At 71.6% G+C, this 13,865-nt stretch carries 16 protein-coding genes and 4 pseudogenes; 14 read left to right on the forward strand and 6 right to left on the reverse strand.

Features of this window, described 5'->3' with window-relative positions; all coding sequences use genetic code 11:
• Positions 1-1,917: 1,917 nt before the first annotated feature.
• The 14 genes from FF86_RS09135 (at position 1,918) to FF86_RS09200 (ending at position 9,986) form a co-directional block, all read left to right on the forward strand.
• On the forward strand, positions 1,918-2,175 hold the full coding sequence (locus FF86_RS09135; RefSeq protein ID WP_044882972.1) for a hypothetical protein: 258 nt from the start codon (positions 1,918-1,920) through the stop codon (positions 2,173-2,175).
• Between the two features lie 704 nt (positions 2,176-2,879).
• Positions 2,880-3,047: a hypothetical protein gene (locus tag FF86_RS34180; RefSeq protein WP_157866937.1), complete on the forward strand. Its 168-nt coding sequence runs from the start codon at positions 2,880-2,882 to the stop codon at positions 3,045-3,047.
• Between the two features lie 63 nt (positions 3,048-3,110).
• Entirely contained in the window at positions 3,111-3,488 is a 378-nt protein-coding gene (locus FF86_RS09145; RefSeq protein ID WP_044882974.1) for an RNase adapter RapZ, read from the forward strand.
• A gap of 78 nt (positions 3,489-3,566) precedes the next feature.
• Positions 3,567-3,746, forward strand: a complete 180-nt coding sequence (locus FF86_RS09150; RefSeq protein WP_044882975.1) for a hypothetical protein — start codon at positions 3,567-3,569, stop codon at positions 3,744-3,746.
• Positions 3,747-3,781: 35 nt separating this feature from the next.
• The gene (locus FF86_RS09155; protein WP_044882976.1) at positions 3,782-4,237 is read left to right on the forward strand and encodes a hypothetical protein; all 456 of its coding nucleotides are present in this window, start codon (positions 3,782-3,784) and stop codon (positions 4,235-4,237) included.
• Between the two features lie 20 nt (positions 4,238-4,257).
• A complete protein-coding gene (locus FF86_RS09160) occupies positions 4,258-4,623 on the forward strand; it encodes a hypothetical protein (RefSeq protein ID WP_052680872.1) in 366 nt (121 codons plus the stop codon).
• 154 nt (positions 4,624-4,777) lie between these two features.
• Complete coding sequence (locus FF86_RS09165) at positions 4,778-5,281, forward strand: hypothetical protein (RefSeq protein ID WP_055865655.1); 504 nt, start codon at positions 4,778-4,780, stop codon at positions 5,279-5,281.
• On the forward strand, positions 5,278-5,487 hold the full coding sequence (locus FF86_RS09170; protein WP_044882979.1) for a hypothetical protein: 210 nt from the start codon (positions 5,278-5,280) through the stop codon (positions 5,485-5,487). The genes FF86_RS09165 and FF86_RS09170 overlap by 4 nt, the downstream gene beginning before the upstream one ends.
• On the forward strand, positions 5,484-5,858 hold the full coding sequence (locus FF86_RS09175) for an RRQRL motif-containing zinc-binding protein (protein ID WP_044882980.1): 375 nt from the start codon (positions 5,484-5,486) through the stop codon (positions 5,856-5,858). Before FF86_RS09170 ends, FF86_RS09175 begins: the two co-directional genes overlap by 4 nt.
• Positions 5,859-5,879: 21 nt before the next feature.
• Positions 5,880-6,362 (forward strand): single-stranded DNA-binding protein, encoded by a 483-nt coding sequence (gene ssb / locus FF86_RS09180; RefSeq protein ID WP_055865658.1) that lies wholly within the window; start codon positions 5,880-5,882, stop codon positions 6,360-6,362.
• Positions 6,363-6,445: 83 nt separating this feature from the next.
• Positions 6,446-6,847: a hypothetical protein gene (locus FF86_RS34185; RefSeq protein ID WP_044882982.1), complete on the forward strand. Its 402-nt coding sequence runs from the start codon at positions 6,446-6,448 to the stop codon at positions 6,845-6,847.
• A complete protein-coding gene (locus FF86_RS09190) occupies positions 6,844-7,728 on the forward strand; it encodes a bifunctional DNA primase/polymerase (RefSeq protein WP_055865661.1) in 885 nt (294 codons plus the stop codon). The genes FF86_RS34185 and FF86_RS09190 overlap by 4 nt, the downstream gene beginning before the upstream one ends.
• A 49-nt stretch (positions 7,729-7,777) precedes the next feature.
• Positions 7,778-9,478, forward strand: coding sequence for a YfjI family protein (locus FF86_RS09195; RefSeq protein WP_095212087.1), 1,701 nt, complete (start codon positions 7,778-7,780; stop codon positions 9,476-9,478).
• Between the two features lie 283 nt (positions 9,479-9,761).
• Positions 9,762-9,986 (forward strand): AlpA family transcriptional regulator, encoded by a 225-nt coding sequence (locus tag FF86_RS09200; protein WP_044882983.1) that lies wholly within the window; start codon positions 9,762-9,764, stop codon positions 9,984-9,986.
• Between the two features lie 1,595 nt (positions 9,987-11,581).
• Here the strand turns inward: FF86_RS09200 and FF86_RS44230 are convergent.
• The 6 genes and pseudogenes from FF86_RS44230 to FF86_RS44245 form a co-directional block, all read right to left on the reverse strand.
• The coding region (locus FF86_RS44230) for an acyl-CoA dehydrogenase family protein (protein WP_255355744.1) at positions 11,582-11,710 on the reverse strand (129 nt) is incomplete at its 5' end.
• Between the two features lie 9 nt (positions 11,711-11,719).
• Positions 11,720-12,745, reverse strand: a pseudogene (locus FF86_RS09210) (acyl-CoA dehydrogenase family protein); the annotation flags it as partial.
• 109 nt (positions 12,746-12,854) lie between these two features.
• Positions 12,855-12,901 (reverse strand): hypothetical protein (locus FF86_RS62085; protein ID WP_255355745.1); only part of this gene is annotated, 47 nt, incomplete at its 5' end.
• A gap of 1 nt (position 12,902) precedes the next feature.
• Positions 12,903-13,368: pseudogene (locus FF86_RS44235) on the reverse strand (3-hydroxyacyl-CoA dehydrogenase family protein); the annotation flags it as partial.
• Between the two features lies 1 nt (position 13,369).
• A pseudogene (locus FF86_RS44240) lies at positions 13,370-13,518 on the reverse strand (3-hydroxyacyl-CoA dehydrogenase NAD-binding domain-containing protein); the annotation flags it as partial.
• A gap of 1 nt (position 13,519) precedes the next feature.
• A pseudogene (locus tag FF86_RS44245) lies at positions 13,520-13,784 on the reverse strand (3-hydroxyacyl-CoA dehydrogenase NAD-binding domain-containing protein); the annotation flags it as partial.
• Between the last annotated feature and the right edge of the window lie 81 nt (positions 13,785-13,865).

Raw genomic sequence — 13,865 nt, forward strand, 5'->3', positions numbered from 1 at the left:
GTCGTCGNCGAACGCAGCCTCACCCAGGCTCTCGCCGCGCTACGGATCAAGCAGATCACCGACTATCTTAAGATCGCCCCGTTGCAGTACGTGGTGCCCGCCCGCAAGGACGGCCGCGGCACCTACGCGCTGATCCGGATGCCCGGCGGCCTGGCCGCCAGCTACATCACCGCGCAGACCCGCCGCGAGTCGATCNCCTCCAGCCTGCGCCGCCGCGTCGGGGAGGTGTGGCTGCGCACCGGCGACGACGCCGGCCTGCTCGACGTGTGGATCGCCGACCCCGGCGCGTTGAAGGAAGGCGCCGGCCCCTACCCGCTGCTGTCCGACGGGTTCGTCGACGTGTTCAAGGGCGTGCCGTTCGGCCGGACCCTACGCGGGGACGGCCTGACCGCCCCGGTCATGGAACGCAACACCATCACCGGCGGTCTGCCAGGCCAGGGCAAAAGCTCCTCCGCCCGCACGATGCTGGCCGGGGCAGCGCTGGACCTCACCGCCGAGCTGCGGATCTGGGTACCCGACACGAACTTCGACTTCGAGTACTTCAAGCCCCGCGCCAGCCGCTACGTGATGGGCGCCGAAGACGACAAGATCCGCCAGATCCTCGAAGACCTCCGTGAGCTCTACGCCGAGGTCCAGGCCCGCGGTCAGCTTCTCGTCGACCACAAGATTCCCGCGGTCACCCGGAAGATCNCCAGCCAGGGGGTGGGGCTGCACCCGCTGTTCTGCCTGCTGGAAGAGGCCCACCTCGCGATCCAGCACCCCGAGTACGGCGCGGAAATCTCCCAGCTTCTCGTCGACATCGTCAAGCTCGGCCGCAAACGCGGCATCCACCTGATCGTGTCCACGCAGGCACCGACGAAGGACTCGATGCCCCGCGATGTCACCCGCAACTGCTCCAACGGCATCGCCTACGCCGTTGGAGACCACGTCGCCAACGACGCCCTGTTGGGCCAAGGCGCCTACAAGGCCGGCCACCGAGCCACCGAACTCATCCCCGGTACCGACAAGGGCACCGCCGTGGTCAAGGGCTTCACCGGTGAACGCTCCGTCATGGCCCAGACCTACTTCATCCACGTCGACCAGGTCCCCGCCCTCATCCGCCGCGCCCTGGACGAGCTGGACCGCAAGGGCCTGCCCGTCCCCGGCTCCACCACCCCCCGACCCGCCGACCAGACCGGCAACCGCGATCTGCTCGACGACCTCGACCAGGTCCTCGGCACCGAGGTCCTCCCCGTCGCGAAGGCCGCCGCGCTGCTGCAGAACCTCGCCCCCACCTGGCCGGCGTACAAGGCCCTCACGGGCGCCGCCCTGGTCAAGCTCCTCGCCACCGAAGGGATCAAGGTGCCGTCGACCGGGAACCGGTGGCCCCTCGACCCGCTCACTGTCCGTGAGGAAATCAACCGGAGGTCCACCGCCGACCTCGACGAGTGAGTGACCCCCCNCCCCCGTCCGAACCCTGCCCCGCAGCCCCCGCCGACACCCCCGAACTCACCGCCTCACCAGGCCTCACCCCGCTAACACCCCGCAGACCAGCACCCATATCGATCATCCAGGACCGTCCGGTTAGAGATCTAACCCGGTTCCCGTGATCTCACCGGCCGCGGCCACCATCCCCCACCCCCACGTCCGACTACCCACGGCAAGGAGACCCTGATGGGACTTGGCAGGCGGCTCGTCGACCGGATCGTCGGNGACACCAACCGGACCAAGCCATCCAACGGCACGCACTGCGGCGCCTGCGGCCACCCCTACACCGACGCCGACCCGGCCAAGAAGGTCTGCTGGGACGGCTACGGCGGCACGCGCGGCACCCACAAGGTCCACCTCAGCCACACCACCGACCCGGCCAGCGGCTACTACCAAGCTCGCTGATCGCCTGACCCACCCCACCCGACCGGCACCGAAGGGACATCCGCCATGCCGAAGCCGATGTACTCGATCTACTGCACCGACCAGGACCACGGGGTGATGGGCACCCGCCGGGTCCGCAGCCAGGCCGAGGCCGAGCAGTGGGCCGAGGAGCACGAGCAGGAACACCGCGACCGCGGCGACCACCGCAACAACGTCACCCCCGTCGAGATCCGCCTCCTGCCCCGCACCCCACGCGCCCCCGCTGACGCGCCCCCCGCTGCCCGCCGTCGCAGAGCCGGGCCCGGACCCGCGGTCCGCTCCTGACCGACCCGCCCCCACACCCCTGCGAACCGGAAGGACCTTCCGATGCCTCACACCACACCGATCCTGACCGCCGACATGGTCCTGTTCTCCCAGACCGACGCCGGCACGCAGGTCCTGCTCATCCAACGCGGCCACAACCCGTTCCGGGGCCGGTGGGCCCTGCCCGGCGGCTACGACGCCCCCGGCCGCGACCCCCGCGGCCCGCTGGTCAGCCACGCCTTCACCGCCCTGGTCGGCCGAACCCCGAAGGCGACCGCTGGCGACGACGCGGCCGCGGCCCGCTGGCGTCCGCTGGCCACCGTGCTCGCCGAGGGCCGCCTGGCCTTCGACCACGAACAGATCATCCGCGACGCCGCCGCCCTCTACGGCCTCGNCTGACCACACCCGAGCCCGCCGGCAGGCAACACCGACCCCCACCCCGAACGATCACGTCGAAGGAGAACACCGTGGGCCTGTTCAGGTTGGAGAACCCACCGAAGGAGAAGAAGACCACCCCCGCGGCTCCCGTCGCCCGCAGGGAAGGGCAGCCCGCCAATCAGAACAGCCCGAAGAAGGGCCGCCACTCCTAACATCGCCGGGCACCGCCGTATCCACCTGACCTTCACCACACGCATTCCCTGACTACACCCCAAATCCTTTTCGTACCGAGCCCGCGCTACCCCCATGCCGAAAACAGGCCGGGAACCGAGGAAAGGAACGCATTCATGGGCCGGAACAAGGACGACCAGCGCACCTCCTGGGGCGACAAGCCCGGAAAGCCGATCACGTCCAGCAGACTGACCCGCCGCGACCTCGGAAAGATCGTGCTCAAGGCCACGGTCGGCACTATCGCCCTCAACGGACAGAACCCCGACCTCGAGATCAGGGACTGAGCGCACCAGCCACCGCCCCCCTTCTTTTCTCGCCCGACCGTGACCCCGGTTCAGGAGACCGCCATGCCCCGCAAGATCCGCATCACTTCCTTCGGCTACCTGCACAACACCGCGCCGCCGGCCGACGTCGTTGTCGACCTGCGCCCCTACCGGGACCCGCACATCTCACCCGAGCTGCGTGACCTGACCGCGAGAGACCCCCAGGTCCGCCAGGCGGTCATGAGCACCCCCGGTATCCGCGAACTCGTCGACGCGACCGTCGCCGACCTGCGCACCCGTGCTCGTCGCCGCCAGTCCGAGCCCCTGCGCGTCGCGATCGGCTGCGCCGGGGGACGCCACCGCGCCCCCACCGTCGCCGACGCCATCGCCGACGGCCTCCACACCTTCGCGAAGGTCCGCGTCACCCACCGCGACCTGCGCAAACCCGTCGTCCGCCGCTAACCCCCTGTTGACCCCGTGGTGCGGCGGGGTGCCGATCACCCCGCCGCACCACCCCCCTCAGAAAGGACCCGATCCCACGTGAGGTTCACCCCGCCCGCCCGCCGGAACCGCTGGCCGTTCCTGGTCGCCCTCGCCGCCCTGGCCTTCCTCGCCTACGCCGCGCACTCCCCCCAGCCCGCCGCCACCGCCGCCGGCACCCTCACCGGCCACGCCCTGCACGCCGCCCACGGCCTGGCCACCTTCGTCCACGCCCTCTAACCCGCACACCGCGACCCCGTTGGAAAGGGACTCCCATGGCACACGAAGACCTCATCGCCGACGTCGTCAACCTGGCCCGCAAAGTCCGCGCCGGAAAGCCGGGCGCCGCCGATCTCGCCGAAGCTGCCCGCGAACTTCAGTCCTTCACCGGCATCCGGCCCGGCTACTTCGCCGGAATCCCGAACAGGCGGTCTCCCGATCCGATGGTCAACATGCGGTGGGACGTCGCCCGGGAGGGACGCGGGTACCTCGCCGTGACCGCCGAAGCGGTCCGGCGAGCATTCCCCGACAGCAGGACGACGTCGACTCTCGACTGGATCAGCATTCACGGCCTCGGCGTTCTGCCCGGAAAGCTCCCCGACCGGGACACGGCCACGGTCGTGCTCTACGACTACAAACTCCCCGTCGGCAGCCTTCTCAGCGCCATCCACGACGGCAACGAACCGAAAACCACCGCCGCTATCCGCCGACTCGCGGTGACCGGACCATGACGAAATTTTCGATCCGGAGCATGCCGCTTCAACCGGAGGGCCGGGTCGCCCGCCGCGGCAACCTTGTCGCACTGGTCAGGAAGGCACCCGGCTACCGCGGGCGTCCCCCGGGTGCCGTCGAGGTCACCCTGGCCCGGATCACCGGCCTGACCCGCGACGGCGAGATCCGCAGCTACCGGCCCGTCGCCCCCGCCCAGGACTACGACGTCCCGGTCGAGCGGTACTGGCAGGACATCGAGGGCTTCACCGACGCCTCGAATCTCGACCCCGACCGGGCAATCGAGATCGCCCGCGCCCACACCTGGCCCGGCCACCCCGACGCGCCGCGCCCGTGGGAGTCCCTCGAAGACGCCCGCCGCGCCCTGCGCGCCGCCCGCCGCAGCTAGCCGACCCACCCCGGCCGATCGGCACCCACCAGCCGGACCTACCGATCACGACCAGCAAGCCGAGCAGGCGGGCCGGGCCTTCATGTCCCACCAGACCTCGAACCCGGCCCGCCTACCCACCCGCCACCCGCATCCTCACCGCCCTGGAGCACTCGTGACCACCACCGAACCCGCCACCGGCCCGGTCGGCATCCGCCACCACATGACCACCGCCCGGATCCTCACCGTCAAGAACGGGACCGGCCAGCCCCCACGCATCGCCGCCCTGGCCCTCACGCCCGGGCTGTACCTGGCCCGAGGCCACCGCTACTGCCCGGTCATCCTCACCGTCGATGAGCACGAGTGGTTCACGACCTGCGAAGACGACGTCGACTGGCCGGCGTCCTGCCCCCACCGGCCCCACTGGGCCTGGCGACTCATCACCACCGCCGGCCTCGAGCTGAGCCCGTTCGCCTTCGAGCAACCGGTCGCCGCGGTCCGCGCGGCCGCCGCCGACCTCGCCCGCCTGCCCATCCCCTGGACCGACACCAACCCCGGCCGCCAACGGGCCGCCGTCCTCGGCTTCGTCCGCGACCAGGCCCTCGACATCCTCCGCAGGTTCGACCGCGGCGCCTACACCACCGCCCATGCCACGCCTGGCGAGCGGGAAGCCGCATGACCACCGCCCCGGGCACGCCCGACGCTGCCGGCCCTGTCGGGATCCGCCTGCACGGCGCTCCCACCGACGTCGCCGCCGTCCTGGCCGTCCTGCGCGCCGCTCTGCTCACCGGAACGGCGAGCCGCCCCTACCCGGACCGGGCCGGCGGCCGGATCCGCATCTATCTCACCGTCCCACCCGGCAGCCCCGCGCAGGAACGCCCGTGAGGTTCTACGACCCGGCCGGCCGCCGGTACGGCCTGCCGACCTTCCCGTTCCGGATGGCCCCCGACCATCTCGCCACCCGCGCGCAGCTCGCCGCGATGGGCCTACGACCTGTCGGCGACCCGGTGGCCCAGCTCGCGTGGGCCGGCCGCCCCGGGCGGCGCCGCGGCGCCGGCTACCGCACCGCCGCCCTCTACCACCTCGCCCACACCGTTCTGCGCGACCCGCCAAGCCCGGCCCGGCTGGTCCAGCTCGCCGCGGCCCGCGCCCGCCGCCGCTGCTGCCCGACCTGCCATGCCGACGTCGGCTACGTCATCCCGGCCCGCTACGGCCAGTGCCTCGACTGTCAGCAACCCCAGACCACCGCCGCATAACCCCCGGAAAGGACATCTCCGATGGCGAACGAAACCCCGATCACGATCAGCGGGAATTTGACCGCCGACCCTGAGCTGAAGTTCACCCCCGCCGGCGCGGCGCTGTGCCGGTTCACCGTCGCCTCCACCCCCCGCCGCTACGACAAGGACACCGGGAAGTGGGTCGACGGGGAGGCGCTGTTCCTGACCTGCACCGCGTGGCGGACCGCCGCGGAGAACGTCGCCGAATCGCTGACCAAAGGCATGCGGGTCGTGGTCACCGGCCGGCTACGTCAGCACCACTGGGACGACCCCGAAACCGGCCAGCACCGCTCCATGTTCGGCCTGGACGTCGACGACGTCGGCGCGTCGCTGCTGTTCGCCACCGCCAGCGTGCGCCGCGCCTCCCGCGGCACCACCACGGCCGGGGACGACGCCTGGGCGACCGCCACCGGCCAGCGGCCCGCCGCCGCCGGGGCGACGAACGAGACGGACCCCGCCTACAGCACGGAACCGCCGTTCTGACCTGCCCCGCCCACGGCGGAAGACGGGGGCCGGCCGGGCCGGCCCGGCCGGCCTGCCCCGCCCGCATCTCGATTGGAGGTCCGATGCCCGCCGCATCCGGTGCCCCTGCTCCCGGTGGTTTCACCGTCGGGGAATGGGCCCGTGACATCGACGCCGCCCGCTGGCAGGTCCTGCACGACGCGATCGACGAGCACGGCCACTGGCGCCCCGGCCACACCACCGCCTACGCCGACGCCCAGGCGGCGGCCACCGCGGCGCTGCGCACCGTCGCCCTACACCTCGGGGTTCCCCTGGCGCAGGTCGGGCCGTGCGGGTCCTGCGCCGCCTTCTGCCATCTCTACGGCCCCAGCGGGAACCCGCTGTGCCCACGCTGCCTCGCCGCCGCCCGCGCCGCCGCCGCCCGCGCCGCCGCCCGCGCCGCCGCCGCCCGCGCCGCCGCCGCGCGCGTCGAAGCGGCCCGGCCGGAGCATCGGAGGGCGGCATGAGCGGCGCCGCGGGCCGGCTGCATGCCGCCCGTGGGTACGCCGCCCGCGGCTGGCATGTGTTCGTCCTCGGCCGCACCAAACGACCCGTCGCGAACTGCCCGCGGTGCGCCGCCGCCGGCCCCGACCACGACCCGCACGCCTGCCCCTGCCTGACCTGCCACGGCTTCTACGCCGCCACCATCGACCCCGACCGGATCGCCGCCATGCTCACCGCGCACCCCGACGGTCTGCTCGCGATCCGCACCGGCGCCGTGTCCGGGCTGGCGGTGGTCGACATCGACCCCCGCCACGGCGGCCGCCTCGACCGGACGCTGATGACCCCCACCGCAGCCGTGGCCACCCCCGGCGGGGGCTGGCACCTCTACTACACCCATCCCGGCCGGCCCCTGCCCGCGAAACTCCCTGGCCGCGACGGCATCGACATCAAAACCGATGGCGGCCTGGTCGTCGCCCCACCGTCCACCCCCGCAGGCGCCCCACGCGGCTACCGGTGGACCGTCCCGGCCCGGCCGGTGGGAGAGATGGCCCCCCGCCTTCTCCAGGCCTGCCGGACCCGTCCGGGGCCGGCGGTCCCAGCGTCGACCGTCACTCCCACGCCCAGACCAGCCCGCCGCCAGGGCGGGGGGGCCATCTCCCACCCTGACGCGCTGCTCGCCGCGACGCTCGCCGCCGTCGACCACGCCCCCAAAGGCCGCCGCCGCGTCACCCTCTACGGCGCCGCCCGCGGCCTGGCCCGCATGGTCGCCGCCGACGCCCTCACCGCCCCCGACGCCGTCGCCGCCCTCACCGCCACCGGTGAACGCAACGGCCAGACCCCCCGCGACATCCGCGGGGCGATCAAAGGCGGTTTCGAAGCCGAAGGCATGCCCACACCCGTCTAACCCCCGCCCGGCGGCCCGCCGCAGGCCCCCGCACATCGAAGGAGGTGCCATGAGCCCACCACCATCCGGCAACGTCTGGCCGATCCGCCCCGACGACCCGACCCTGACCCCACCGATCGGCGACGGGCCGATGTGGGAACTTCCCGTCCCGCTCGCCCGCGCCGCGCCACCGCAGCCGTTCCCGCTGGAGGTGTTCCCCGGCTGGCTGGCCGACATGGTCCGCGCAGTCGCGACGTTCACCCAGACCGACCCCGCCATGGCCGGCGCCGTCGCCTTAGCCGTCCTGTCGACCTGCGCCGGGGGCCGGCTACAGGTCGAACCCCGCCCCGGCTGGCGGGAACCAGTGAACCTGTTCCTCGCCGCCGTCGCCGACCCCGGGGAACGCAAAAGTCCCGTCCACGGCGCCCTGGTCGCCCCCCTGCTCGCCGCCGAACACACCCTGATCACCCGCGTCACCCCCCTGGCCGCGGAGAACGCCGCGCTGCGCGACATCGCCGAACGCACCGCCGAACAGGCCAAGAACGCCGCCGCCCGCGCGGCGAAGGACAAGCGCAAGGGTCTGACCGACGACGCCGTCGCCGCAGCCCTGGAAGCCGAAGCCATCACCGTGCCCACCACACCCCGGCTCCTCGGCGACGACGCCACCCCCGAAGCCCTCACCACCCTCATGGCCGAACACGGCGGACGCATCGCCCTGATCAGCGACGAAGGCGGCATCTTCGACGTCCTCGCCGGCCGCTTCTCCTCCGCCCCGAACCTCGACCCCTACCTCAAAGGCCACGCCGGACGGCCCATGCGCGTCGACCGCAAAGGCCGGCCCTCGGAATTCATCGCCACACCCGCCCTCACCGTCGGCGTCATGATCCAACCCGCTGTCCTGCGGAAGTTCGGTCAGAACGATGACCTCGCCGGCCGCGGCCTGGTCGCCCGGTTCCTGTTCGTCCTGCCCGCGTCCCTCGCCGGCTGGCGTGACGTCGACGCCCCACCCGTCCCCGAACCCGTCGCCGACGTCTACGCCCGCCGCATCCACGACCTCGCCGCGACGCTGGCCGAATGGACCGACCCCGCCGTCGTCGCCCTCACCGACGACGCCACCGCCCTACGGGTCGCGCACGCCGAACGCATCGAGACCCAGCTACGCCCCGGCGGCACCTACCGCGACATGCGCGACTGGGCCAACAAGCTCGCCGGCACCACCCTGCGCATCGCCGGCCTGCTGCACATGGCCCACCACCCCACCGACGGCTGGCGCCGCCCCCTGCAAGCCGAGCAGATGGCCGGCGCGATCCGGCTCGCCGACGTCCTCGCCGCCCACTACGCCACCGCCCTGCACACCGTCACCGCCGACCCCAACAGCGGACCCGCCGGCCGGACCCTGCGGTTCCTCATCGACAAGAAGATCACCGACTTCACCCGCCGCGACCTCCACCGCCGCCTCATCCGCCAACTCCCCAAAACCGGCGACGTCGCCGCCGTCCTCGACACCCTCAGCGCCCTCGGCTGGACCCGCCAACGCCCCGACGGCCGCTACGAACTCCACCCCCGCGCCGCAGACCTCGCCGACACCGTTGACACGTTGACAACCAACATCAACAGCGCCTTCACCGCAGGTCAGGACACCGAAACCAGTGTCAACACCCCCGCCGACACCCCGTTGACAGCCGTTGACGCCCAAGGCGAGACGGGCGAGGTGTCAACACCTGTCAACGCCCTGTCGACACCCCCGTTGACACCCAAAAACCCGCCATGAACCGCAAGAACGCTCCCATGCGGCCCGACTGTCAACGTGTCAACGCCTCCCGCGCCCCACCACCGCCAGGACGCCAACCCGCACCCCCGACCGACCGCTCGAAGCGGCCCCGACGACCAGCCGACCAAGCAACCCGCCGGGACCGCACCCCAACCCACCCGAAGNAGGACGGAGCAACCCCAGCATGACCCCGAGCGCCACGCCGTCGACCCCAGTCACGGACGGGACCACACCAAGACACCCAACCCGTCGAAGCTCGCCGACCACACGGGCCAGGAAGGCAATGGCACCGCCACCGCAACCCGGCCCCCGCGAGCTCCTGCCGCTCGCCCAGGTCCTCGCCGAGCTCGGCGACGAGCGCGGCCCGCTCGCCCGCAGCACCTTCGACGACTGGCGCGCCCGCGGCGCCGCCCCCAAGGTCATCAAGCTGCCCAACGGGCAACTCCGCATCGACCGCGCCGACCTCAACGCCTGGCTCGACAGCCGCACCCAGGACCCCGCCGTATGACCACCCCGCACGACGCCGGCCGCCCCCACCAGGGCGGCCGGCCCACCACCTTCGACGTTCGCATCTGGGCCATCAAGACGATCAGGAACAAGTCGCGGCCGGACACCTACCAAGTCCGCTGGAGGGTTGCAGGACGCCCAAAGCCCAACTCGAAGAACTTCGCCACGCTGCCACTCGCCAAGGCCCGTCATGCCGAGCTATTTGCCGCGACGAAGAAGGGCGAGGCCTTCGACGTCGAACTGGGAGTCCCGATCGGTGAGGTCCGCGCTGCACTGGCCGCGGAGGTGCCTACACGTCCGCGNACCTGGCTGGAGCACGCCCGCGACTACGCCGATGCCCGATGGGACGAGCGACAGGCCCCAGGCACCCGCCGGGCGCTCGCCGACGCCCTGGCGACGGTCACACCAGCCCTTTTCTCCGAGAGACCACCGGACGAGATCTCTAACCTGGTGCGTGAGGCACTGTTCGGCTGGCTGTTTCAGAGCGGATCCCGCCGGTCGTCGACCGACGACGGCACGTGGGCGGAGAACCCGCCGCCGGCCAAACTGACGCAGGCCGTGGCCTGGCTGGAAGAACACACCATGCCGCTTCCGGAGCTGATGGATCCCGACCTCATGCGTGCCTGCCTGACCCTTCTGGGACGCAAACTTGCCGGCGGACCCGCTGCGCCGAACACCGAGCTGCGCAAGCGGATCGCGTTCGGAGCCTGCCTGAACTTCGCCGTCGTCCGTGGCGACCTGCCGGCCAACCNTCTGCCTGCGTTGGACCGGGCCGCACCGAAGACCCGGGACCAGGTGGACAGACGAGTCGTCGTGAACCACATGCAGGCCCGTGCACTCCTGGAGATGGGGGTGCGGCCGGTGGCGCCGGATTTGGTCGCCTGGTACGGCGGGATGTACTACGGGGCGCAAAGACCAGGGGAGATGCAGGAGCTGCGTTACCCCGAGAACCTGACGCTGCCACCACGTGGGTCCGGTCGGTGGGGAGNGATCGTCTTGGTCGGCAACAACCCGGAGATGGCGCCCGGATGGACGGACGAGGGGGAGCGGAGAGCCCGGGAGCTTAAGCACCGCGCGCCCGGCGAGACCCGGGAGATGCCGGTTCCTCCACCGCTGGTCGACCTGTATTGGGCGCACCTGGACAAGTTCGGCACTGCGCCGGACGGACGGCTGTTTCGCGGCTTGAAAGGCGGCCCGGTCACCTCAGTCCGCCATCGGGAGGTATGGGCGAAGGCACGCCAGCGAGCATTGACCCCCGCTGAAGTAGCCTCACCGCTTGCGCGCCGACCATACGACCTTCGACACGCTGCGGTGTCGACGTGGCTGAACGCCGGCGTAGCGCCCACCCAGATCGCGGAGTGGGCGGGGCACTCGGTAGCCGTCCTGCTGCACACCTACGCCCGATGCATCGTCGGCCAGGACGAAGCGGCCCGCAGGCGCATCGAAGCCGCCTTGCTACTCGATGCGCCTGCCGATGAGTCCATGCCACGTCCATAAACGATCGGGGTCGGTCGCCACCGGTCGGGAATAGTCGGGACCGTCGCGAGCGGACAGGGAGAACAGATCATGGCTCCTGACAGGGGAAACGACTTGAGGTCAGCCCTTGAGCAGCGCGCGGGACATGACGACGCGCTGGACCTGGTTGGTGCCCTCGTAGATCTGCGTGATCTTGGCGTCGCGCATCATTCGTTCGACCGGGAAGTCGCGGGTGTAGCCGGCGCCGCCNAAGAGCTNCACCGCGTCGGTGGTGACCTCCATCGCCACGTCGGAGGCGAAGCACTTGGCGGCGGCAGAGACGAAGCCGAGGTTGGGCTCGCCGCGTTCGGCCCGGGCGGCGGAGACGTAGACGAGGTGGCGGGCCGCCTCGATCTTCATGCCCATGTCGGCGAGCATGAACTGGACGGCCTGGTTGTCGGCGATCGCCCGGCCGAACTGGCGGCGCTGCTTGACGTAGGCGATGGCGGCGTCGAGCGCCCCCTGGGCGATGCCCACGGCCTGCGCGCCGATCGTCGGCCGGGTGTGGTCAAGGGTGGCGAGCGCCGTGCGCAGGCCGGTGCCCGGCTCGCCGATGATGCGGTCGGCGGGGATCGTGCAGCCGGTGAGGTGGATCTCCCGGGTGGGGGAGCCCTTGATGCCGAGCTTGCGTTCCTTCGAGCCGACCTCGAAGCCGGGGTCGTCGCGGTGCACGACGAAGGCGGAGATGCCGTCGGCCTTCTTCGTCGCGTGCGGGTCGGTCACGGCCATCACGGTGTACCAGGTCGACACGCCGGCGTTGGTGATCCAGGTCTTGGTGCCGTCGAGGACCCAGTGGTCGCCGTCGAGGCGGGCGCGGGTGCGCATCGAGGCGGTGTCGGAGCCCGCCTCCCGCTCGGAGAGCGCGTAGGAGATCATCGCCTCGCCGCTGGCCAGGGAGGGCAGCACGAGGCGCTTGAGCTCCTCGGAGCCGGCGAGGATGATCGGCATGCTGCCGAGCTTGTTCACCGCGGGGATCAGCGAGCTCGACGCGCAGACGCGGGCGACCTCCTCGATGACGATGCAGGTGGCCACCGAGTCCGCCCCCTGCCCGCCGTAGCTCTCCGGGACGTGCACCGCGGCGAAGCCGGCCCGGTCGAGCGCCTCGCGCGCCTGGTCCGGGAACCGTTCGTGCTCGTCGACGTCGGCGGCGAACGGCGCGATGTCCTTCTCGGCGAGCGTGCGCACCGCCTCCCGCAGCGCGGTGTGCTCCTCGGCGAGCTGGTAGAGGTCGAAGCTCGGGTTCACAGCAGGCCGCCTTGGTCGTCGGGTCCTCGGATGGCACGAGGGGTCAGGCCGCGCACGGGATTCAGTCCGCGTCGTTGTTCAGACCGTGTCGGTCAGTCCGCGTCGTCGGTCAGGCCGCGTAGTTGTGGAAGCCGCGGCCGGTCTTCTTGCCGAGCANCCCGGCGTCGACCATGCGCATGAGCAGCGGCGGCGGCGAGTACAGGGGCTCCTTGAACTCCTCGTACATCGATTCGGCCACCGCCTTGATGGTGTCGAGGCCGATGAGGTCGCACAGGCGCAGCGGGCCCATCGGATGGGCGCAGCCGAGCACCATGCCGCGGTCGATGTCCTCCGCGACGGCGAAGCCGGACTCCAGCATCCGTACCGCGGCCAGCAGGTAGGGAACGAGCAGCGAGTTCACCACGAAGCCGGCCCGGTCCTTCGAGCGGATGACCTCCTTGCCGAGCCGGCCGGTGACGAAGCCCTCGGCGGCGGTCTCGGTCGCCGGCGCCGTCAGCAGGGACGGGACGATCTCGACGAGCTTCTGGACGGGCACCGGGTTGAAGAAGTGGATGCCGACGACCTGCTCCGGCCGGGACGTCGCCATGCCCAGCTTCATGATCGGAATAGACGAGGTGTTGGAGNCGAAGATCGCGTCCGGCCGCGTCACGACCTTGTCGAGTGCCCCGAAGATGTCCGCCTTGAGCTGCTCGTTCTCGGCGACCGCCTCGATCACGACGTCACGGTCGGCGAAGTCGCCGAGATCGGTGGTGAAGGTCAGCCGCGCGAGCACCNCGTCCCGGTCCGCCTCGGTCAGCTTGCCGCCGCGGACCCCGCGGTCCAGCGAGGACGTCAGCCGCGTGCGACCCGCGCTCAGGGCCGGCTCGTCGATCTCGCGGACGGCGACGTCCAGGCCCGCGCGGGCGGCGACCTCGGCGATCCCGGAGCCCATCAGCCCGCACCCGATCACGCCCAGGCGGGTGAACGTGGAACCCGAGTCGGCCTCGGCGGCAGTCACCTCGGCGGCAGCCGCCCGGGCGACGGGGTCCGCTGTCTGCACCGCATCCACCGAAGTCACTCCTCGCGCTCGCCTGATCCCGAATCTGCTGGGGGACATCGACGGTGCCGGAACCGCGGCAGC

It is taken from the genome of Frankia sp. CpI1-P, assembly GCF_001421075.1.
Classification (GTDB): domain Bacteria; phylum Actinomycetota; class Actinomycetes; order Frankiales; family Frankiaceae; genus Frankia; species Frankia torreyi.